Annotated in this window: 27 protein-coding genes; 1 reads left to right on the plus strand and 26 read right to left on the minus strand. The window is 46.1% G+C overall.

What is annotated here, in order from left to right:
• Positions 1–3: 3 nt before the first annotated feature.
• The 26 genes from OCU49_RS12685 to OCU49_RS12810 form a co-directional block, all read right to left on the minus strand.
• On the minus strand, positions 4–588 hold the full coding sequence (locus OCU49_RS12685; RefSeq protein WP_261840941.1) for a YmfQ family protein: 585 nt from the start codon (positions 586–588) through the stop codon (positions 4–6).
• Entirely contained in the window at positions 579–1,646 is a 1,068-nt protein-coding gene (locus tag OCU49_RS12690) for a baseplate J/gp47 family protein (RefSeq protein ID WP_261840942.1), read from the minus strand. Before OCU49_RS12690 ends, OCU49_RS12685 begins: the two co-directional genes overlap by 10 nt.
• Positions 1,647–1,649: 3 nt before the next feature.
• Positions 1,650–2,054, minus strand: a complete 405-nt coding sequence (locus OCU49_RS12695) for a phage GP46 family protein (RefSeq protein WP_261840943.1) — start codon at positions 2,052–2,054, stop codon at positions 1,650–1,652.
• A complete protein-coding gene (locus tag OCU49_RS12700; RefSeq protein WP_261840944.1) occupies positions 2,051–2,581 on the minus strand; it encodes a phage baseplate assembly protein domain-containing protein in 531 nt (176 codons plus the stop codon). Before OCU49_RS12700 ends, OCU49_RS12695 begins: the two co-directional genes overlap by 4 nt.
• Before the next feature lie 14 nt (positions 2,582–2,595).
• Positions 2,596–3,693 carry a phage baseplate assembly protein gene (locus OCU49_RS12705; protein WP_261840945.1) on the minus strand — a complete coding sequence of 366 codons (1,098 nt, stop codon included), beginning with the start codon at positions 3,691–3,693 and terminating at the stop codon, positions 2,596–2,598.
• The gene (locus OCU49_RS12710) at positions 3,686–4,813 is read right to left on the minus strand and encodes a DNA circularization protein (protein ID WP_261840946.1); all 1,128 of its coding nucleotides are present in this window, start codon (positions 4,811–4,813) and stop codon (positions 3,686–3,688) included. The genes OCU49_RS12705 and OCU49_RS12710 overlap by 8 nt, the downstream gene beginning before the upstream one ends.
• Positions 4,814–4,885: 72 nt before the next feature.
• Positions 4,886–5,374, minus strand: coding sequence for an SHOCT domain-containing protein (locus OCU49_RS12715; protein WP_261840947.1), 489 nt, complete (start codon positions 5,372–5,374; stop codon positions 4,886–4,888).
• A gap of 101 nt (positions 5,375–5,475) precedes the next feature.
• On the minus strand, positions 5,476–7,101 hold the full coding sequence (locus OCU49_RS12720) for a phage tail tape measure protein (protein ID WP_261840948.1): 1,626 nt from the start codon (positions 7,099–7,101) through the stop codon (positions 5,476–5,478).
• Between the two features lie 117 nt (positions 7,102–7,218).
• Entirely contained in the window at positions 7,219–7,518 is a 300-nt protein-coding gene (locus OCU49_RS12725) for a phage tail assembly protein (RefSeq protein WP_261840949.1), read from the minus strand.
• Positions 7,518–7,883 (minus strand): phage tail tube protein, encoded by a 366-nt coding sequence (locus OCU49_RS12730; protein WP_261840950.1) that lies wholly within the window; start codon positions 7,881–7,883, stop codon positions 7,518–7,520. The genes OCU49_RS12725 and OCU49_RS12730 overlap by 1 nt, the downstream gene beginning before the upstream one ends.
• Before the next feature lie 12 nt (positions 7,884–7,895).
• Positions 7,896–9,356 carry a phage tail sheath subtilisin-like domain-containing protein gene (locus tag OCU49_RS12735; protein ID WP_261840951.1) on the minus strand — a complete coding sequence of 487 codons (1,461 nt, stop codon included), beginning with the start codon at positions 9,354–9,356 and terminating at the stop codon, positions 7,896–7,898.
• A 168-nt stretch (positions 9,357–9,524) separates the two neighbouring features.
• Complete coding sequence (locus OCU49_RS12740; RefSeq protein ID WP_261840952.1) at positions 9,525–10,385, minus strand: hypothetical protein; 861 nt, start codon at positions 10,383–10,385, stop codon at positions 9,525–9,527.
• Positions 10,382–10,810, minus strand: coding sequence for an HK97-gp10 family putative phage morphogenesis protein (locus tag OCU49_RS12745; protein WP_261840953.1), 429 nt, complete (start codon positions 10,808–10,810; stop codon positions 10,382–10,384). The genes OCU49_RS12740 and OCU49_RS12745 overlap by 4 nt, the downstream gene beginning before the upstream one ends.
• Complete coding sequence (locus tag OCU49_RS12750) at positions 10,803–11,123, minus strand: phage head closure protein (RefSeq protein WP_261840954.1); 321 nt, start codon at positions 11,121–11,123, stop codon at positions 10,803–10,805. Before OCU49_RS12750 ends, OCU49_RS12745 begins: the two co-directional genes overlap by 8 nt.
• 1 nt (position 11,124) lies before the next feature.
• A complete protein-coding gene (locus tag OCU49_RS12755) occupies positions 11,125–11,685 on the minus strand; it encodes a head-tail connector protein (RefSeq protein ID WP_261840955.1) in 561 nt (186 codons plus the stop codon).
• Positions 11,686–11,755: 70 nt separating this feature from the next.
• Positions 11,756–11,959, minus strand: coding sequence for a hypothetical protein (locus OCU49_RS12760; RefSeq protein WP_261840956.1), 204 nt, complete (start codon positions 11,957–11,959; stop codon positions 11,756–11,758).
• Positions 11,960–12,024: 65 nt separating this feature from the next.
• On the minus strand, positions 12,025–13,305 hold the full coding sequence (locus tag OCU49_RS12765; RefSeq protein ID WP_261840957.1) for a phage major capsid protein: 1,281 nt from the start codon (positions 13,303–13,305) through the stop codon (positions 12,025–12,027).
• Between the two features lie 78 nt (positions 13,306–13,383).
• Entirely contained in the window at positions 13,384–14,343 is a 960-nt protein-coding gene (locus OCU49_RS12770; protein ID WP_261840958.1) for a S49 family peptidase, read from the minus strand.
• Positions 14,331–15,617, minus strand: coding sequence for a phage portal protein (locus tag OCU49_RS12775; RefSeq protein ID WP_261840959.1), 1,287 nt, complete (start codon positions 15,615–15,617; stop codon positions 14,331–14,333). The genes OCU49_RS12770 and OCU49_RS12775 overlap by 13 nt, the downstream gene beginning before the upstream one ends.
• 3 nt (positions 15,618–15,620) lie before the next feature.
• Positions 15,621–15,800, minus strand: a complete 180-nt coding sequence (locus tag OCU49_RS12780) for a hypothetical protein (protein ID WP_261840960.1) — start codon at positions 15,798–15,800, stop codon at positions 15,621–15,623.
• A complete protein-coding gene (locus OCU49_RS12785; RefSeq protein ID WP_261840961.1) occupies positions 15,794–17,515 on the minus strand; it encodes a terminase large subunit in 1,722 nt (573 codons plus the stop codon). The genes OCU49_RS12780 and OCU49_RS12785 overlap by 7 nt, the downstream gene beginning before the upstream one ends.
• A gap of 3 nt (positions 17,516–17,518) precedes the next feature.
• On the minus strand, positions 17,519–17,995 hold the full coding sequence (locus OCU49_RS12790) for a phage terminase small subunit P27 family (protein WP_261840962.1): 477 nt from the start codon (positions 17,993–17,995) through the stop codon (positions 17,519–17,521).
• A gap of 106 nt (positions 17,996–18,101) precedes the next feature.
• The gene (locus OCU49_RS12795) at positions 18,102–18,470 is read right to left on the minus strand and encodes an HNH endonuclease (RefSeq protein WP_261840963.1); all 369 of its coding nucleotides are present in this window, start codon (positions 18,468–18,470) and stop codon (positions 18,102–18,104) included.
• 4 nt (positions 18,471–18,474) lie between these two features.
• Entirely contained in the window at positions 18,475–18,936 is a 462-nt protein-coding gene (locus OCU49_RS12800; protein WP_376787875.1) for a DUF1353 domain-containing protein, read from the minus strand.
• 216 nt (positions 18,937–19,152) lie between these two features.
• Positions 19,153–19,452, minus strand: coding sequence for a hypothetical protein (locus OCU49_RS12805; RefSeq protein ID WP_261840965.1), 300 nt, complete (start codon positions 19,450–19,452; stop codon positions 19,153–19,155).
• Positions 19,445–20,047 (minus strand): hypothetical protein, encoded by a 603-nt coding sequence (locus OCU49_RS12810; RefSeq protein ID WP_261840966.1) that lies wholly within the window; start codon positions 20,045–20,047, stop codon positions 19,445–19,447. Before OCU49_RS12810 ends, OCU49_RS12805 begins: the two co-directional genes overlap by 8 nt.
• A 280-nt stretch (positions 20,048–20,327) precedes the next feature.
• On the opposite strand from OCU49_RS12810, the gene OCU49_RS12815 reads away from it, so the two are divergent.
• The gene (locus OCU49_RS12815) at positions 20,328–22,124 is read left to right on the plus strand and encodes a DUF4097 domain-containing protein (protein WP_261840967.1); all 1,797 of its coding nucleotides are present in this window, start codon (positions 20,328–20,330) and stop codon (positions 22,122–22,124) included.
• Positions 22,125–22,132: the final 8 nt, after the last annotated feature.

A 22,132-nucleotide genomic window follows, 5' to 3' on the forward strand; every position in this document is an offset into this window, starting at 1 on the left:
ACCTCACTGGTAATTGAAAAATAAATCGGTATGGGAAGGTTGCAAGCGACGAAATACGCATTCCAATTCGCTTGCAGAAACTATATGAAGCAGTGACTCGCCGGCGGCAGATTCACCTGTTCGAAAATACACCGCACGATTGCCGGGTATATTCACTCGCCAATTAAATCGGCAATCTTCCGGTTGCAACGCCTCCCCACACCGGGAAAGTCCCGCTATAAAGGGCCGGTAGATATCTATCGTTATTATGTAACCCAGCCTTTCGGCAAGCTTTATAAAATAAGCTTTGCTCTGCCCGCCTCTCATTACATATTTGGCATGTGCAGCTTCGCGGCGCTGCTGTAATGTTTGATTGGCAGGCGCGCACCTATCTGGAAGGTCTAAGCAGCGCTCCCACTCTGGAAGCAGGTATGTGGCAGTTCTTGGATCGAGCTCATCAAGCGAAGTCTGAATATGATCACCGACCCGGCTTAATGCGATCGCAAACACCTCAAGCAGGCCGGTATAGTCGCTACCCCGCTGAATATTCCAAGCCTGACCTGGTGGCGATAGTGCTATCAGCTGTTGCCGGTAATCTGCTACGGCCATGCAATATCTCCCAATACTGGCAGTTCACCTGGCTGAAATGTCAACAAGTCAGCGGAAGGTGCTGACAGTAAAAAATCTGATTCACCAGTTGCCGTGGATATGGCTTCGCGGATTTGTGAAAGTGGCAGCGTTGCAGATCCGTTTTTGTCCTCAACCTGTCCGGCACGGGCAAAGAAGCTGACCAGCTCTGCTGCGATAGCCGCTCTTACTGCCGGACTATCTGGCACCAGCTTTGTGAATGTGACAGCTACCGGTGAAGGTGTTGGCGCAATAATGACAACATCGGCAGTTACTTGCGCCTCAACCTCAACGAAGCTGTCAACCAGACTCACAGAATTAGCATCAGGTATTGAACCGCCATCCAAGGTAAAAAACACACCTACCGTGCCTTTTCCCATCCACTTACGCATAACCCATACCCGGCCAACATTCACACCTGGGGTAAGCTTTACCCAGCGCTTATAATCGGCGTCATTGCCGCCGTGGGCTGGTTCACGGATATCAGCCAGCACCCGGGACCGGTATGTTTCGATATGTTCGTCATCGGTACCGCCAGCGATTGCGCCGGATGGTGAAGAAGATTGAATACCCGGTAACGGAGTAACGAAATTTAATAGCTCACTGTCTGCCGTGTTACCTGCAGAGCCTGCCAGTAGAGCTATAACAACAACTGAAGCCGTTCCAGAAGCAATAACTGCGCCGGTGGTCACTTTATATTGCTGTCCATCTGAGCGCTGCAGTAACACGCCTGCTTCAACAACAGCGCCATTCGTACCGTTAATGAGCCGTGAACCAGTGGCCACCGTTTTAAGCTTACGAGGAATGCCTCTGATATCCCCTTTCCGGATCAAATATTCTGCGTCTGCAGTGTCTTCAAAGCCCTGCTTTAAATTGTATTCAAGATGCCCGTGTAAACCATGCAAGCCACCCGCTTGAACCTTAGCTATGATACCGGCGTTTGAACGGCGTACCTGCTGCAAAGGAATTCTAAGCTGTGCTGACAGGTCTACTGACTGTTGCTGCATAAGCTGCGCAACTGTTTGGCGTGGGTATGGCATGAATCAGGACTCCTGTATTAAAAACAGCTCGTTTTTACCATTCGGCAGGGTAATGTTTATATGTTCTTTTAGAATGCCGCGCTCTGCCCATTCAGCGGTAACGCTTACGGCTTTTGCCAGGCCTGCATCTTTTAGCCATTCCAGTGCATCAGAATCGTAACGAACGAGTCTGTTCAGCACGTCTGAGGTTTGCTTTTCGCGGCTGAGCGTCCAACGTAAAGACCCTATTTCACCATCGGCCCACCAGCCCCGCGCATCATCTGGCAGTGCTTGCGGGTTACGTTTATCAGTAAAGATTGAAATGCCGACAGCCGTTGCAAGGCTTGTGTCTTCTTCAATACCCTGGCCACTAAAATTGTATTCAGCGCCAGAGGTCAGACTTTTAAATAAGGTTTTAAAATCGCTCATGATGCTGGCACCATTTTTTGATTCGGCTTATTTGTGGTGCTGTTTGTTTCGTTGTGATCATGATCATCAAACACATCCCGCATAGCAGCCACGCTGAGCGTGTTATCAGCAGATTTGTCGGTGATATCACCCAAGGCCTTCACGTCGCCAGAAAACTGCGCCAGCGGCGTTTCTATATCGACTCTGACCGGTGCCGCTAAGTGCATCTTTCCGCCGCGCTTTAAGTGCACTTTATTGCCGGTGTCGTCATACAGCGCTACTTCACCCTGCGCCATACCTTTAAGGCGGTACCGGGCATCATCAACAGCTATGATCAAGCCCGCCGAATCATTCAGCATCGTAATGACGACCTCTGCGTCTTTGTGAGGGTTGCTGGTAAGGCCGTATTGCTGAATGCGGGGCATTTCATAGGTGTCGCCATCTAAAGCGGTCACCTGAAGCACCTGAATACCTTTGTCGTCATAGCTAAGCTGTACAATGCCGCGCAGTACTTTGCGGGCAATACGGCGCGCAAGTGTTTTAATCATGGTGTGATCCTTGATCAGAATATTGCGGGAAGATCTGGCGCAGGTAGTTGCTGATCATCGGCAAAGACATTGCCAAATTTTTTACCGCCACCGGCAGCATTCGGCGACTTCTCTTTAAGCAGCTGAACCTTGAAGGACTCTTTAGGCATCACAGTAATAGTTGCAATGGTTCCGTCTCCATCGCTATAGCCATATACGACAGTGCTTATAAGTAGCCAGGCATCTATGCCGAAATATGAATCAACCACCCTGACCAGAGTATTAGGTTCCCAAAGTCCGGCATCATGCTCCCAGCCCTGTACGGTGTAGGTGATTTTATTGCTGCGCCCAAGCCTTACGGTGGCCTCAAATTGAGCGCGGCTTTGTAAATCAGTTTCGCCGTCTTCAGCATCAACGACTAATGGTCGATAACGCTTAACGCCCGGATCAGTCGCAACACCTTTAGCCTGTATCTGACTGGCCAGATCGCTACTGCTATCAGACTGTCCCTTTATCAGATACTGATTAAAGCGCTGATTCATGCTGAACGAACCGCCGGCTTTTTTGACGTTGCCGCCGGTTTGTAAAGGCGTTGAGACCTTACGGTTACCAATGGTTGTAATGATCAACTCACCGGCTGGAGAGCTCGAAAGGATCAACCCTCTGCGGCGACATGCTCGCTCAATGATAGAGTGCGGACTGGCATCGTCGGTACGGTGCTTGGCAAGTCTTTCACCAACAGATGTTTCAGCCCTGACTTTTACGCCGAAAGGTTCGCAGAGGCTTTCCGCTATCTGGGTGACAGTGAGGTTATTAAACTCGCCGCCCTTTACGATCGCACTGCAATCAACCAGATCACCGATTGCTGACCGGCCTGTGATTGAGTAACTATGTGTTTTGTCGTCATAGCTTCCGGTAATGCCATCTACGTAACCGGTAATGACTACCGTATTATTTAACACCAGCTTGCAGGCGGCTCCCGGCTGCACAGGTAGAACCCCGGTGCCGTTCTGAAAATCAGCTGACAGGCCTATCGTAAACTTGGGTGCGGCTTCTTCAATTGACCGGGTAACAGATACGTCTTTCCAACCTTCATAGATATAGCCGTTAACGTGCAATTTAATGTTAGACATTTAGCACCTCAACACGGCCACTGACAAAGCCAGGATGTGTAATATTGTTACGATTGATAATCTGGGCTTCATTGCTGGCATTGCCGGTGTACCGATATGCAGCCACAAGCGCTGGCATTGTTTGCGGAAGATTTACCGCCTCCAGTACTGCCAATGAGGGCGTTTTCTCCTGTACATCCTGCTGAACCGCAATGCGTAAATCAGTTAGAGCGATAAAGGCCTGGTCATCAGATTCCCAGCTGGCCTGCTCGATCAAGTCAGCCGCATCAAGCCCGATTTGTTCAGCTTCAGCCTGATGCTGAAAATTCATATTAGGCACAGATTTAGCCAGCTGTGTTGCCGCCAGTTGCTTTACCAGTAGCTGAGTGGCAGCTTTGTTATTCGACATCTTCTGCTGCATTGGAGTGCTTGAAACAGAAGTATCAGAGCTTGATGCGTTAGCTTCAGATAATGACTTAAAGCCTTGAAATGTATTAGCAATACTCTTGTTAAGACTGCTAACACTGCGTACTGATGAAAGAATTTGATTCGCCAGCTCGCCAGGTTTATTAATAACCGCAGCAATAGACGTATTGATATTTTGACCAGCAGCAACCACTGACTGCAGTGATTCTGTTACGTCAGCAACTGCTTGATCAGCAACAAAAGACGGGCCTGTAACATCATATGCAGTTTCAAAAGATTTAATAGCGGCTACTTCTGCCGCCAGAGATTTATCTGTTATCAGCTGTGCGGTATCAGCGGTTTGACCAGGCTGATTGTTATGACCCGCTTCATAAAATGTTGCCTGAAAAGTGGCTTGCCTGCCCTGGTAACTTACCCGCCCTTCAGCCGTTACTTGTAGCTCACCATGATGCGGATGAACTAATAAACCAGGGCCTGCAGTATCAATCGCATCGATAAGCGCATGCGCTTTTTTAATGAAGTCATCCCCGTACACAGCAAAGGTAAGTTTATAAACTTTTTGCTTTCTGCCGGTATCTTCACTATAAGGCTCATCCCTTCCGGCGTATTCATGATTCGCCATGCGCCTACCGATTTCGGCTTCAGGATCCTCTATCACACTGAAAGGAATGCCACGGAATGACGGGGCATGAAGTGTTTTCAGCCATTTAGACATGCTTCTACCTTGCTGTTTAGGATTGCCAGTAAACGCGGCTCATAAAAAAACCCGCTTTCGCGGGTTTTTTAATCATATTTCTTCGAGAATTTTTTCTTTTTTATCGATGAACTCTGCTTCACTTAGAACTCCAGCATCCCTGAGCTCTGCTAATTTTTTAAGTTTATCTAATCCGTCGCTCTCAGCTTTAACTGAAGCACCGGCCTTTGATCTGCCATCTTCAATAGCCTGAACAATTGCTTCTTCGTTGTCTTTCTGAAATGTTTTGAATGCCAGATCATCATGACTGGTATGCAACCTGATTGTCCGGTGACCCATCGTTGATTTACGCTCAATAGAGGTAATGTTCTTTAAAGGCATTGTTTCTAAAATTTCACCCAGAAAGCCTTTGCGGTAGAAAGCGACCAGTGTTTCAGTAACCACTAAAGCTCCATTTTGCTGTGCCTTATCGCCTTTCCCCAAGGCCTCACCAATGTATCCCTCACCCCATGCAATCACTGATTCGCCATCACTGAGATGGCGTTCTTTATACTTAGTTACATGCTTCGGTTCTTTGGCCACTGCTAATCTCCTTTTAATTCCCTGTAAGACCAACAGCTTAATAGTCTTTCACAAGCAGCCAATCTAACAACTGGAAAGCATCGAGACAACCACACATTGTTTTAATTCATGTGCACCACTGGGCCACCCATGGCCATTCCTGCATCTACTGCAATACCTACCGCGGCATTGTCGGCAGTTATGCTATTTACTCGCGGGCGACCTTCAGAATCTATTGTGACATGCACTGTTCCACCCACCTGCGCCTGTGCATTGGGGATAGGTGCTGAAACAGGCTTTGCTGATGATGATTCCAGATCAAGTAAATCGATTGCCCAGTCAGGCAGCATATTAGACAGACGGCTTTTAAGTGATTCGATCACGCTGAAACCGGTTAGCATCTTAACCAGCCGATCTGCGCCTTTTATGAGCAAGGCAAATGGGTTATTCAATAAAGCCATCTTGCCGAAACTGATGATGGCGTTTTTAACGGTATCCCAGTTCTTATACAACAGAACACCAGCGGCCACGACCGCAGCAATGCCTGCCACAATCCACCCAATAGGCGTCATCATTATCGCAAAACCTAGTGCTTTCACTGCTCCAGCTAAAGCCACGACGCCAATAATTAGTTTACTCGCGATAACCGCTCCCATTACTGCCATAACAGTGTTCATAATGCCGAAGTTCTCAGACACCCAACTAACAATTTTCAATATCCCTGAAAATCGCTCGCCTAACGATTGGAAAGAGTCGTCGAGTTCCTGCCCTTCCACTGTGACACCGGATAGACCAGAACGGAAGCTATTAAAGATGACTGACAGACGTGCGACTCGACCAGGTAACGCATTAGCGAAACCTTGTGCCCAGGTGCTTAGCTTTGGGCCTAACTTAAGAGCGATGGTCGCAAACTTCTGGATCAGCGGAATTAAAACCGGTATTAACTTAGAGCCAATGCGGTTACGTAGGCCAGAAACCACTGCGCTCATATTGGTCATTTTATCGGTAAAGTCTTCAGAAGCTTTTACACTTTTTTCTGACATCACCAGACCCAGCTCCCGGGCTTCCTGCCGCATTTTTTTAATGCCGTCAGCGCCAGCAGCAGCCATCTGTACTAACTTTACACCCTCAGAATCAAAGAGCTTCATAGCCAGAGCATTTCGCTTCATTGGATCCTGTACGCGACCGAGCGCATCTAGCGCCTCCATCATGAGCGTTTCAGTGTTTTTCATTTTTCCGCCAGAACCTTCCAGCTCTAACCCCAGCGCTTTAATGGCATCCTTTGCAGCACCAGTGCCCATTGAGGCTTCAGCGGCACGCCTTCCATAGCGTTGAACGGCCATATCAAATGTAGAAGCAGATACACCCGAGCGGTCAGCTGCGTATCTCATTTCCTGTAAAGCTTCGGCACCAAGATTCAAGCGTAATGATGCCTTTCCGATATTGTCGCCAGCTGAGGCAAAGTTTGTTGCTAGCCCTGCTATTGCCCCACCAGCAGCAAGAGACAAGCCCGTTGCCCATTTTGCCGCACCAGCAAAGGCTCTGCCTGCATTAGCCATACTCTTAGCAGATCGTTTTAAATCCCGATTAAATTGCTTTAATCCAGCCTGCCGGCCCATCTTATTCATGGCCCGGTTTACCTTATCAATCGGTGCTTTGATTTTTTCAATGCGCCCATTGATTTTTTGCATGGGCTTACTGAGCTTATCGATCGCGCCAATGATTACGGAAAGACGTTTTTTAGCCATCGGGAGTTATCTCACTATTAATTCGATTGCACTGGCTTGCCCAGAACAGCAGATCTGGAAGTGTCATTACATTTAATTCGGAGGGTGGAAACTTAAAGGCATATGCGATGTTGCCGATCAGGTCCCTAATGTTTCCAGGAACTGACCGGCAAAGGGGTTTACCAGTTTCATTACTTCCATAGCGTCTGTGGCGTTCAAACGTTCAATAGTTGATGGTGGAACGCCTGCCATCTTTGACGCCAAGTGCATGCTTGGCAATACCATTCCTTCACCTTCAACCATCATAGGCAGATTCATCAAGTCCTTACCGGTAGGTTCGTTAAAGATCAGCTCTGTTACGCTGTCTCCATGCGCCTGAACGCCGTGTGTAGTAAGAGTTATTTTTTTAGGCCACAGGCCTTCCGTGATATCAGCCATTATTTAACTTCCTCTGCAGATTCGCCTTCAAATTTAAACGGGATCTTGCCTTCTTCAGCGTTCACTTCACCTTCGCCCGTTTGCCAGGCATTACGCAGAACGATTGATTTACCGGTTGCCAATTCTGCGGTAATAGTTGCATTGTCTAAATCAAGAAACTTAGCAACATCCAATGACTTGTTGTCGAATAATTCACCCGAAATATAAGGTACTTGCGCCACTTCTTTAAAGTGATGCTCAAATGAAGAATCAGAACCTGATTCACGCTTCGGACGACCCAAGTTATAGGTAATACCCGCGCTAACGCTGTATTGCTGACCGTCAACTTTGAAGAAGATACGACCAGATACTAGTTTGTTTGACATAATTGATGCCTCTTATAAACGGAAGTCGATACGTGCGGCCATGATGCGCAGCTGATTCATTAAATCTGGCGGCAAAATCATGTTTAATCGGTTTGGATCGTTCGGATCAATACCAATCTGCATATCAGTTTTGAATTGCTCAACACTTTCGATCAGGCCTGCGTCTGCCCAATCCCCCGCCAGCGCCACCATTTCATTCTTCATGCCTTTGGGTGTCATGACGTTATCGCCACGGGAGCCATCTTTACCCAACTTAAAGCGCGGGAATTTTTGTAATACACGCGCTCGCCAGCTGTAGCGCAGATAGCTCAGCGTGAATAGCGTGTTTAAATCCAGATAGCTTGGGTCAGGTGCACCGAATTCATTTTCGGTATAAGTGGTAACCGCTCGCTCAATTCGCACAACACCGCCGGCATCGGTGTAACAAGTGCTGATGCCATCAAACAGTAAGAGATTACGCTCTGAATCTTCAAAGCGAACGGACGGCGCTGGCGCCATATCGCCTAACAGGCCAAGTGTCTGAAATGGCCGAGCCGGATCATTCTGCGCAGAGAATGCAATCTGTGCAGCGATCATTGCCGCCCGAGATTCCGGATTAAGTGGATAGCCTGATGATTCAAAAATAGATAGATGCGGACTGTTACGGCTCTGGCCCAACGTTGTTAAGGCTGAATGATTGCCTCGATGTGCTGCGATCGCGATTCCGTCAATGGCTTTTAGCGGACCAAAACGAACTGTTAGTTCTGTTTCAAGCGCGGTCAGGTTTGATGCGTCAGTCCATGGCATAGTAATGACATTGAACCAGGTGTCGCCAAATACACTGATAACATCTGAAATATTGGGATTACCTGACCCCGGTGTTTTCTGTGCAACACTCGCGCCTACACCTGCTGGGAAAGTCTGACCGGTGAAGTAATTAAAGCGCACATCAATTGCCGTGCCGTTTTCCCCTTTATGCTTGGCAGTAAGCGATACTTTATCTGCTGATGCGGTTGCTGTTATGGGGTAATCAGAGCTCGCCGGAATCGCTGCAGCAACAGCCGTTGCAATCTGTTCGGCGGTATCATCTTTTGAAACGCCAACCTGCAACACCTTGCCCGCAATATACAGATTCAAGGTGCCGGCAACTGTTGCTGGTCCTGTGAATGTAATATCTTTCACCGCCGCTGCCCCGGCATCGTTATCAAGGACAGGAATGCAGATCAGTTTTGTGACCTGATCATTCAGCTTATAGCGCTCAACCATATCAGCCAGCATAGAGCCCTTGCCAAATAATGGCGCTGCCTGGCTGGGTGTTGTTACCTGCACTTGCTCAAGTGGCGTTGCTGTACCTGCGCTAAGCATTTGCCCGATCAGCAATACTGTATAAGGCTGGCCGACCAGACCCTGAATGGCAAAGTCGTTATTAAACTCAGCATACGCACCAGGTACACGCCAGTTACTGGGCATGTATTCGAAACTAATCTGACTCATTGGTTTTACTCCGCTTAGTACAATCAATCAGCGAGCCATCTTTAAGCCGCCGGCTAACAGTTGTAGTTAATTCAACCTCTGCGGGCTTATCTGTCACGCACAGAGAATCCGACAGCCGGCACTGATGCCCCGGCTGGGCTTTTACTTTTATGATGGGCATAACTGGTCCTAATCGAGCGAAAGAGTGTCTTTAGCCTCAGGCAGTGTTGTTGATGGGTTTGTTTGCCAATCGACATCCGCATGATTGAAATCAACCAGATCACCGCTATCTGGCGGCTCTGTTCGGTAATCCAAATCAAACGAGAGCAACCTGTGCTCATAATTGAGCCGGCCAACTGATGAAAAACGGCTGCTGATATCGGTTATATCAAGCGCTGATCCAGGCAACAGCTGAGCATCTGGGTGCAGTATCGCTTCTATCTGAATCGTTAAGGCTTCAAGGGTATTTTCAGCGGTAACATCTGCAAGCGTTTTAACATTTACTTCAAGCTTTGCCGCCCGTTTCTGCACGCCGTTATCTGATTCGATTTGCGTATCGTCTATCCGGACGCCAATGCAAGGGAATGAATCACAGTTAGCGAAGCCCAGACGGGTTGCAAATACATTAGGACCGGCTGTCGTGTTACCTGTCAGTGCCACGCGAGCCGCCTCACGAATTCCGCTTTGCTCGCCCTCTGCGATCGTCTGAAGCGTTGTTACTTCTGCGTCGATGATGATGCCGCACACGCCTGAATCTTTGTCGTACAGGTCGCCACGATCCTCGATTGATATCAAATAGCCAGGATGCGCCTCTTCAAGCACCGCAATTACTTCATCTTTCAGCTCTGAAGCTGACTTATAACCTTTATCCCAAATAGAAAACCGTACCCGATCGCCTTCCGCCCCGTATGGCCCGTGCTCATCTTCGGGAGTGAATTGGCTTTCAATGCGATATAAAATTGCCGGAACGTTATTACCTTCAGGTACGATCAACGGATATAGCTTTGCTGATAAGCCGCCTAGCCATTCTGTTATAGCTTTCTCGATCATAATTTCTTTAACTCCCGATCAACGACGCTGGCGTATTCTTGTTCAACAAGGCTTCTTGTTTGATCAAGTGCTTTCTGAATAAAAGGCTGTTTACTGGTGTGTTTAGTGCCGTACTCCATAAACCGGCCCTTATATGCCTGACTAACCTTCTTGCCGATACCTGACTGGTCAACTGACATTACTTTGCCGAACGGGCCAATTACTGAATAAGCACGTCCACCAGCAACATCTGTTTTTGTTCTGGCTGTGACACCTTCTGCCAACGCGCCTGATTCACCTCGAGGGGCGAGCGCCTTCATTTTTTCTTTTACAAGCTTTGAAGAACGTCGGGTAGCGACTTTCGTCACCTTGATGCGTACGTTGTTAGAAAACTTTTCCAGTGAGTTAACGACTTCAGCCACGTTGACACTGGATGCATCAGCCATCTGTCCACTCCTCGCACTTTAAATCCAAATAGCGGTTTGTTGGGTCTGGCAAAACCGCCATGATTCTTAGCTTTCTATCACCATGCTTAAGCCGCATATCATCGCTTACACCTGGACGATTGCGGATCCGGACAGAGACAACTATAAAATTCTGTGTTTGATCTGAATCTTTGGTTTCACGGCCTGAAAGATTCTTAACATCTGCCTTTATTTTTTTTAACGCCGTGTCGACCCAGGTAACTTCTTCTTCAGAGAAATCATTCTTAGTTGTTGTCTTTACCTGCAGTGTTACCCGGTGCGGAAATTGCTGCATATCACACCTCAAGAACCCGGTAGTTACTCAGCAAAGAAGAGACAGAGAATTCAACTTCACCAGCCACGGCGCCTGCAGCTTCTCTATTTCTGAACCAATGACCAACCAGTAAACGAATTGCCTGCTTAATGTCATCCGGTACGTCTTCAGCGGCGCCATAACCACATGTAAAGTTAATTGTTACTGGTTGTGGATGAGGCGTTTTTACTGCTGGCACAGACATTAATAACTGCACTTTACCGACGATTTCTGCTGTATTTATGAAGTAGTTCGCAGCAGGTAAAGTGACCTTTTCTCCTGACGTATTGAGATAATCAACAGACTCAACAGTTAGCAGGTTAGGTGTTAGTTCGATACTTGATTTAAATTCGCCAACGTATTGTTTTTCCTGCCGAATTATCGGCCTATTCATACGGCCTTCGCAAAACAGCATCGCTGATTTTATATAGCTTTCAATCAGGCCATCTTCATCTGTAATATCAGCGTCCAGCATGCACTGAACACGGGCGTCTTCCAGAGTAATAGGCGTCTCCGCCGGCGGTGTTGCATCGATAATCGGCATAGTCGTTTACTCACTAAACAGTCTCAACGAAGAACACCGGCAGTTGCCGGTGTTTTTGATTCAGATTGCTTTATGCTGCTGGGTCTTCTTTCTTTTGTTCAGCTTCTTCAGCTGTACCTGGTTCAACGACAAGCTTAGCGTCAATCAACTTCTGAACTTTGTCGGCCTCGAAACCTGCAATATCGCCCTTTGAATAACGGCTCCAAGGCTTGATGAATTCAACAGATATCAGTTCGTTTTTTGGTTCTTCTTGCTTGGTTGCTTTACCGGCCATGGTTGTATCTCCTGGCTTTGGTTAATGATCAAAGACAGGGCGGTATGCCCTGCCGTAAACTGTAATTACCAGGTAACAGCAGAACCCATTGCCAAGCCTTCCGGATGGCGGAAGCCAACATCATGCTCAAGCACTACACGAATCAATGACTGATTACGGGCAAAGGCAGAAACCAAATTGCCAGAACCGTCCTTGTAAGTGGCTTCCTTAGAGAAGTCGACACTCATATCACCGTCTTCACCGATCACAACGTCATTCCAATCACCAAAATAGATTTCGGTCTCATTTGAGCCTGTGCCCAGGTTTGATGGAATCGTGTTTGTATGCTCAATCGGATAGCCTTTCAGAAGACCTTCCTTCATTTCTGGATACACTTTATTGCCGTTACCATCGCGTAAACCGAATAACGTCATGTAGGTACGCGGTGACAAGCCCCAGCCCGGGTTGACCAGCATGCTGTCACTACCCATAAGCTTAAGAATCAGGCTATCCAGGTAAGCATCAATTGTGTTCAGGTCTGCAGTACCTGACCATGGAACAAGACGGCTGGCATCGGTCGCAATCTTCTTAAAACCTGTTGGAGTATCATTTGTACCATCATCGCGAAGGAAAGCTTTGTCTTCCCGGATCGCGATTGCATTCAACATATCGCTAAGAACAAAGTCTTCAACGTTACGACCAGCATGACCGATCAGACTGTTCGAGATAGGAACCAATGTGATCATCGTTTTGGCAGAAAGCTTTACATCGCCAACTGTCGATTCCGTTGCCAGCACATCGCTTCCTTCACCAACATAGCTTGAGGTCGCGCCTGAAGATGCCCGCGGTAATGACATATTGCCGTTTGGTAACGGCATAGATCGCGCACCTAAGCGCCGAACGATAGTGCGCGGACGCAACAGCTCGATCACTTCGCTGTATGTGTTCTTCGGAATCAGAGCACCGCCACTTCCAGCAGCTGTCTGAATAGCCATTGATACACCCTTATCATTGAGCTCATTGGCCGCAAACTTCGACGCCAGCGCTAAGTCACCACCACCTGCAGCAACTGACATCGTGATTCGGGCCAGCGTTGCCCCCGGGTATTGTTCTGCTTCCTGCTTAACTATCACGCCAGGCGCTCCACCAGCAAAGGTTTCTACTGGAGTGGCAGCTGCTGCTGCCATCTTCTCAGCTTGCTCAAGACGGTTAATCTGCTGAGTCATGTTTTCGAAGTCTTTCGATAGCTGATCAAACTGAGTAATTTGTTCGGCAGTGATGGTGCCCGCTTTCTCTGCATCTGCCAGCAGTTGGATTTGTGCATTGATCTCCGCACGCTTGCGGCGGGCTTGTTCGATTGTAAGCATTTGTTCTCACCTTTTTAGTGAATTAATGACATAAAAAAAGCGGCTAATGCCGCTTCATGATCGAGCTCTGCCGCAGGGCTAAAGCTGAACCTGTTGGTTGATAGCCGCAGCGCGGATACCGATAGAATTTTGTTTAGCGGGTTGAATGTACTTCTGGGCAATTTCGTTGATGGCTTCCTGAGCGGGCTTGATTTCATGGATCAAACCACGGGCCATTGCCTGAGTAGCAGTAAACAAACGCGCTTGGGTATCAATGATTGATTGCACCGGGATGTCTAAATACTCTGCAACTGAACTGGTGAATATATCGTAGGCTTCATCTAGCTTACCGCTGATCTCTTCAGCTGCCTGTTCAGTCAATGCTTCGTGTGGGCTACAGTCATTTTTATGATTCCCCCGGTAAAAGGTGTTGTATTTAATACCTACCTCTTTTTCCCATTCACTTACTTCAACTGTTTCCATAATGACGCCAATCGAACCAGCACCACCCGTAGGGCTGCAGATAATTTTGCTGCAAGCAGCCGCCAAAAAATAAGCCGCTGAGTAAGCTGCAAAATTAATGATTGCTGTGATTGGTTTGATTTGTGTACAGGCGCGGATAAAGTCGGCCAGTTCTTTACAGCCCATTGCATGGCCACCGCCAGAATGGAAATCAAGCACGACCTCCTCTACCTGGTCATGCTTCATTGCTAGGGTGATTTGTGTGCGCAGTCGTTCATAACTAATGAGCTCTGAACAGGCGTTATCGATCGTGCCACGGCGAGCAACCAACACCCCATGAACATTAATCACGGCTACTTTGCTAACAACTTTCAAACTACGCAATTCACGGTCGCGCTCTGACATTTCTGGAGCCGATGAGCCAGAAGGAATAGGCATCGAATCTTCTACATCCATTCCGATAGCATCTGCGGCCTGCCCTGTCAGGCGTGGTATTAGTACAGCTTTAACGCCGGCAACTACTTCAGGAGTCGCATATAGTGGCGTGTTAAATACCATGCTGGCCACATGGGGATAATTAATCATCAGCTTCGACATAGTATTTCCTCGATCTCTTTCGCTTGCTCAGGTGTGGTGTTCATAGAAGACTGAATCTTCCCCGAATCATCCATATTTAATGGGGTTAGGTATTTATCACCGCCTGAAATTGGCGGCATATTTTCAAGACGGCGGATATCATTAACCGATAAGAAACCCCACTGCCGGCCCAATGCATAAGAGTCATAACGAGACTTCTGATCGCCGCGCAACAAGCCAGAGAAGTTAAATTCGATATAGAATTCTTTTCGTTCTTCAGGCAGCAAGAAGTCCCGCATCATTGCGGCTTCATGGCGTTTAATCCACGGCAACAGCGTATAGATAACAAAGCTCAGGGAAAGCTGTTCAAGACCTGTACCAAAGGACGTGGTTTTCTCAAGGTGCTGGATCATATGTGGCGGTATTTTGTACAGCCGGCATATTTCATTCACACCGAAATTACGACTATCAATCAGCTGCGCCTTTTCGTTATCCATTGATAACTGGCGGTAAGTCATACCTTCCTGCAACAACGCAACTGAAAAAGCATTCGACTGGCCGCTATGACGATCAGTAAATTTATTTAAAAAGCGATCAACGCCCTCCTGAGTTTTGATCGCACCGGCCTCCACCGGCCTCTCAATAACTCCGCTCATGGTAGCACCACGTTCAAAAACAGCCGCTGCATGTTCTTCTGTTGCCAACGCCAGGCCAATCACATCAGCGCTGGTTTGCAAGGGAGACAGGCCTACATATCCATCAAGCGAAAATGCTTTAACGTGATGAATCAGGCGTTTCGGCATAATGCCTTCAATACCCTGTATGTCGTAATAAGGCAGCGCATCCGGACCTTTCAGAACAGTTACTTTCTTCGGATTAATTGGCCACAGCTGTTTAATATATCCGGCTTCATCGCGATCGATAAAGGAATAGGTGTTGCCTTCTAACCCCAGCGCACCTTGGCTCTGCTCGTAGTACTCAAACGCGGTATCTTTACCGTTTGGCTGATGCCGAATCACGTCATACAGTGGATGGTCTACCGCCTTTTCACGGCCTGAATATTCACTATTTTTGGCGTCTTTCGTGCGGAGGTATAGCTCACAAGGAAGCTGAGCAACGGATTCAGCAAGCAAAGTGACGCATGAACGAAGGGCGGAATTTGCCAGTGCCGTTTCTGTTGTAACCATCATGCCGGATTTTGTTTTAGAACCAGATGATATTGAGCTAATCCAGTTACCCCAGCCCTGACGGGCTGGCGCACTACTGCCTTTTTTAAACATTGCAGGGATAAACATTAACTATTCTCCCCCATTAGTCGCGATGCCTTCGGATGATTGGCGGGCAACCATGTAAGACCAGAATAAAGCTAACATGCCACCGACAATAAAACCTGCAGGCGGATAACTTAGCCAAGCCCCGTATGACACGGAGCCGACACCAATAATGCCAACTAAAAATGCAATTATTTGAATTAGCATGCTACGTCCGTTTCGTCGTAAATTGATTTCTTAGAGCCTGTGGTTTCTTTAAACATTGCTCGACCAATAGCCATTAATAGAGCGACCGCTCCATCTATTTTGCTGTTAGTTGCTTTGTCTTTAGTCGGGCGAACAATGTCATCAGAGCCCGGGAGCTCTTTACCAATAACATTGCTAATACACCACTTAAGAATTGGATTGCCGTCATGATGGAATCGGCCGCTTTTTAATGCGGCTTCCAGCTCTTTCATTGGATCTGACATATTGGTGAAGTTTTGCGTGATAGATACCACATCGATATTTTCGTCGATCAATCGATGTGACAACATCGCTGCACCGTGCGGATCCATTCCTATTTCTTCAATTTGTCCGCTGATGTTTAGATTCTTCATCTCTTCGAGAATGTATAAGTAATCTATTTCTGCGCCATCAGTAGCAATTAGGTGATCAGTTTCAACCCATGCCTGGTACCTATCGGCAGCAGATTCATCATCGCTTTCAAATACCGTATCTTCGGGAATCCAGAAGTAAGGGGATATGCAGTAATAATGCTTTCGACCTTTATCATCTAATCTGCTGTAAACAGACACAGCCGAAGTTAAGTCGAGCTTCGCGGCTAAATCTATTCCTAGAAATAAATCTTCACCGTCAAACTGATCATGGCTTAATTTTAAATCAGCGCACTGATCCCAATGCTCCAGATTGAAGAAAGCATTAGCAGCGCCGCCCCATAAATTCAGGTGCTTAGTTTTAAATGATGCAGCCGTACGTGGATTATTCAGCGCTTTCCGTAATTGGCTTTGCAGATACTCAGGTGTTACTGAAACACCACAATTAGGATTGGCTTTGATTAAGCTTTCAGGGGCTTTCCAGTCATCATCAGGATCTATCGTATAGATGATTCCAAACAGTTCATCATCCTGAAGAACGCCTTCAAGTACTTGTTCAACTTCTTTACGTTTAGCGTAACAGGGGCTGGCTACATTATTGCCGCCTGTTGTGATGATGAGGGTCAGTGGGTTTTCACGAGCTCCCATCCCTGTAGTCATCGTGTCATAAAGCGAAGCCGTTCTATGTTCATGATACTCATCAATGATGGCGCCACTTGGCGAACCACCATCACCCGGGTCACCAATCAAAGGCTCTAATTTGGAGTTATCTGAAAGCACGTTAAGATTTCGTGCATTTACTTCTATGCCAAATCTGTTTACTAAATCCGGCGTCCTAAGACACATTAGTCGAGCGGGCTCAAAAACCTTCCACGCCTGATGCTCAGTCGTAGCACCACAATAAACTTCAGCACCGTACTCACCATCAGCAGCAAACAAGTAAAGCCCGATACCTGCTGCTTCTAAAGACTTTCCATTCTTACGCGGTATTTCGTTATAAGATTCTTTAAATCTACGAAACCCCGTTTTCTTATTTACCCATCCAAATACAGCTGCATATCTAAACAGTTGCCAAGGCTCTAATACTAACTTTCTACGTTCCTGAGCCCATCTACCTTTAGTGTGTGGAAGCTTCTGTAAAAAGGAGCAGACTCGCTCAGCCTTAGCTTTATCGAATTTATATAAATAAGTTTTCTGTTTCGACTTCTCTAAATCATCTAAGTGACGCTTGCACGCTAGATATACCCACCGGCATGCAGGAATACGGCTAGCAACAATGTCCCGGGCGTATTTGTTCGCCGCATTTACATTCGGATAACTGGCCATTCATTAGAATTCGTCAAACTCGCCTTTAGAAGATTTGCCGCCGGGGCTAATTAATGCGCTTCTCGCAGAAGGACTCAGCCCCAGCTGGGAACCATAAGAAGTAATGTTACGAAGGCATTCATTTATCACTGTGCTTGCAGGATTTTTAATAGGTCCGCCGTTAGCGCCAATTACAACTGGCCCGCCAGTTTCAGGATCATTGTATATCTCTAACGCTTCTCGCCAGCGTTTATATTCAGTTGCAAAAGCCTCAAGTAAATGAGCATCCTGTGCAGACAGCACGCCAGCTTTACAAAGCTGAGGACAAACCGTTTCCCACATAGAAGCAGCTAATCCAGTTAGCCACGGTGGGCAATCTATATTTACGACTTGTGAAAATTCAACCGCTTCAGAATTACTATGTCGCGAACCACTTAACTGTTTTTGTGACTCTGGTTTCGGCTTGCGACCTTGACCAGGCCGATTAGCTCTACCTGCCATGCTCGCCCCTTTTTATTTTTTAATTTCGTACACGTAAAAATTTGACTGAGGTGGCGGTGTCCGCTGCTCAAAGGCTCTGGAGTTTTTACCCCCCCTATCCCCCTGATTATGCAGAATGCCGACACTTGCGCCCGCGAATGGCTTCCTGCTTTGTCTTTGTATCGCTGCACTGCTGGCAAAGCCATTGCAGATTGCTCATGTCAGACGTGCCACCTTCGGCTTCAGGAATGATGTGGTCACACACACAACCAGCAACCGCAAAGCCGTTTAACCGGCAGTATTCACATAAACCTTGGGCTGCTTCTTTCACCTGGTCACGTGTACGCCGCCAAGGTCTGCCGCCACGGCCACGGCCTGCGCGGCCGGTCGACCATGACGCCGCTTTATCAGCATGAGCTTCACAGTAACCATGCTTAAGCGTGGTTGCGTGCCGACAGCCTTGCTGCCGGCAAGCCTTAGGAGTGCGGGCAGGCATCAGGCTACCAGTTCCCTTTCCCGCCAATACGGACGGCGAAGTAAACTATCCAGCGCAACCACTTCGAGCCCGGGCTTGGCACTTCTCCCATTGCTTCGAATAGAATCTGATCTGCTATCTTTCTTGTCATACGGTGGCACTGATGCGAATAACAGTAATCGTGAATCACTGCCGCTAAACGTATTCCCGGGTCGTCGGGCGCGATCAGCCACCATGCGAGACGCGGCACTGACGCTAAATCTGTTTCGTACTTCACTGGGACCGTTATGCTCATATTCCAATGTTTGGAATGATACGTCAGGGGAAATTGTGTTATCCGCCTGCGGCTTCCCAGTATCGGTTTCATATCCCACAGGTCTAGCTGTGTCCTGAATGGCATCGTCTTCACCCCACTGTTTAATCTTTTTCGCCAACACATCTCGTACCCAGTTCGGATTACAAATACCGCCATCCGGATACGCTGCATATTTACTCTTGATATATGCAACCAAACCAGCGCGAACACTCGGCGTCAAAGCATTACAGCCTTGAGCCTTTAATGTGCTGACAGCCGTTCCAGCCGTCACAACACCCGTCATAAAAGTTGTAACGCTGGCGCAGCCAAGTGCCAGTGTCAGACAGGCAGCAGCAAACGCCGCCATGTAACCACGTCGCTTATTCATTCAAATATCTCCAGGGAGTTTTATTGTTTGCTTTGCTCGATAAGCAGATCAGTCATCTTGTCCAGCTTTCGATTTATAGAACCCAGTTCGCGGGTGATACGGTCATCCTGCTTCACGATTGATTGCGCGTTATGCTGGATATCCTTTTCATTGGCTGCAATTCTCTTGTCTTGATCAGCCATAAACCACAGACCAGAAACGATCATCGCGAATGTCGTCAGAATATGAGTAATAGAAATGTTTTTATCCACGTGCCATCCTGGCGAGGCCCTGCGATCTGGGCCTGAATAGCCGCTTGATTGATTAGGAATATCAGACATGCATCAAATCCTGTTCATCAAGTAGCGTGTAAGTGAAGCTATTACCGTATAGCGTCGTAGAGTGGCGACACAGCCCCACAATGAAATCTAAATCCGCTTTGCTCGCCAATACCTGACAACCTGCAGACCACTTATCAACTAACTTACTAACCCAGCAGGCGGACGCATGATGCATATTGATGCCATGCCAGCCTTCATCAACCAGCCCGGTTGTATCGAGCTCAGCATCTTTATCATTATCCCGGTGAACCGGTAGCGGCCACGCCTGAACCAGTGCAGGATATAAACCGCGGTGCTTACCCAGCTTAAATGCACCGGGATGCTGGCCAGCTGCTAGAATCGCCGTTCCCAGTACATTCATTGGGTTCAAACGGTAATACAAGCCCGGGTCCGTTGTGGCCTCAAACACATACAGCCGCCACTCGCCCTCCACCTTGAACGACACGGTAATAAAATCATTAAACGTATTGGCTTTGTCATCATCGGTCCGGATACCGACAATGTTCAGGTTGTAATCGCCGTATTCAAAAAATTTATAACCCAGCCGCTGGCAGGCAGCGCGGATCAGATCAACTGTAATGAAAGACGTATCCATGCGGCCTCCGAACGACAGGCGAAAAAAAACCCCGCCGAAGCGAGGTTTTAAAATGAGTTTTTGGGGAACTATCCCAACTTATAAATAAGGGTATGCTTTTTGTATCAGAAAAACAATACATCCATGTATTTTTATACAGACTGTACAAAAACACACCTTCAAATATTCTTCTAGACAAAATTACTCTATTGAATACTATAGCGAAATTACTGACTATTCTAACCACTAATTTATTACCAAGAAATTTCGCTAAAAATCGCAAAAATGCAAGGGAAAAGCCATGCTCGACAACAGACATCTTATTACTTTAACGAATGCACACAATATCGTGGATAAGTTTATTAGTGGCGCCAAGGTATGGAATGATTTCATTAGTGATTACCCTGAAGCTAACATCCATTTTCATGTAAAAAACCTAGATCATTTTCTACCTAAAGGTAATATATTTGATTTTTCAGAGTATAAATTTCCTCTTAAAGGAAATGTCAAATTTTCAGGCATCAACTTTGGAAATATTAAGGTTGATTTTTCAGGAGCAATATTTGGCGAAGGAAATATCCTGTTTAACAACTGTCAATTCGGAGATAAAGATATTTTATTTCTTAATACGAATTTCGGCAATGGTATCGTTACTTTTGAGAATGCAAAATTTGGAAATGGTAACATTTATTTCATCGACGCAAAGTTTGGTAACGGTAATATCTATTTTACATCCTGTAATTTTGGAGATGGTGATGTTTCTTTCTATGGAGCTCAATTTAAAGAAGGAGATATAATATTTCATAAAGCCATTTTCGGTGATGGGGATGTTTCTTTCAACAATATATCTACGGGTAACTCTAACGCTTATTTCGATAATATGCAGTTTGGTAGCGGAAATGTATCATTTAATAACATAACATTTGGAAGTGGTGTCACTACATTCTCCAGAACGTTTTTCGGCAAAGGAAATGTTATATTTTATAATGCTAATTTCGGAGAGGGTATTGTTTCTTTTGATAGAACTCAATTCAGCGAAGGTAAAGTGATTTTTGATCATGCATACTTTGGAGATGGCGATACCTACTTCCGCACTACCAGTTTTGATGAAAACTATATTTCCTTTAAAAAGGTTAACTTTGGAAGTGGAAGTTTTAGCTTTAAAGATTCAATTTTTTCCAACTGCGAATTTGTATTTAATGATGCTGTTTTTTCAGAGGGATTTGTTGATTTTAGTGATATTGAGTTTTCTTCAAATAAAATTAACCCCATACACTTTCAAAATATTTCTTTTAGTGAGCGAGGGGCTAACTTTAGTCGTTCTAATTTCGGACATTCAAAAATTTATTTTGACTATAGTGATTTCAAAGGTCATGTATCTTTTGTTAATCTAACTAATTCAAATGAAATATTATCACTATCATTTAAGCATTGTATTTTCCATAAATCATTAAATTTAGAATCAAATAAATTCAATTTTGTTCCCGACTTAACAAATACATCTTTAAATAATCAACTGTCTATCCAAGGTTTTATGTGCAAACCTTCTCCGACTGATGATGGAGTACCTAAAGCTATAGATGCAATTCGATTTTGCCGTTTAAAAGAGTTAGCTGAAGCAAATAAAAGTCATCAACAAGCACTAATATTTCATATTCAAGAAATGCGAATAAAACGATTTTATATAAATAAAGGAAGACGATTTTTAGACCTCATCTTTGATAAAACTTGTCATTATGGAAATAGTATATCTATACCTAGCAAAATACTATTAGGCATGACTGGAGTATTTTGGTTTATTTATTTTTGTATAAGTAGATTAACTATTTGTAAAAACCTTGAATATTTAGAGTGTGCCAAGATCTTTGATATACCTGAATTTGTTGGTAATAGCCTTTTATTCACGATAACACAAACTATATTATTTATGTCCGCCGGTAATAAGATAGCAGATGAAACAGCTAAAAGCCTTTTCTTAATTGATAATAAAGGGGATATACCACACTTTATTTATGGCATAGGTGTTATTCAAGGTGTTATTTCATTTATCCTTTTATTTTTAATAGGCTTAGGTCTCCGTCATCGCTTCCGGTTGTAAACCCATCA

This window comes from Aliamphritea ceti (assembly GCF_024347215.1).
Classification (GTDB): Bacteria; Pseudomonadota; Gammaproteobacteria; order Pseudomonadales; family Balneatricaceae; genus Amphritea; species Amphritea ceti.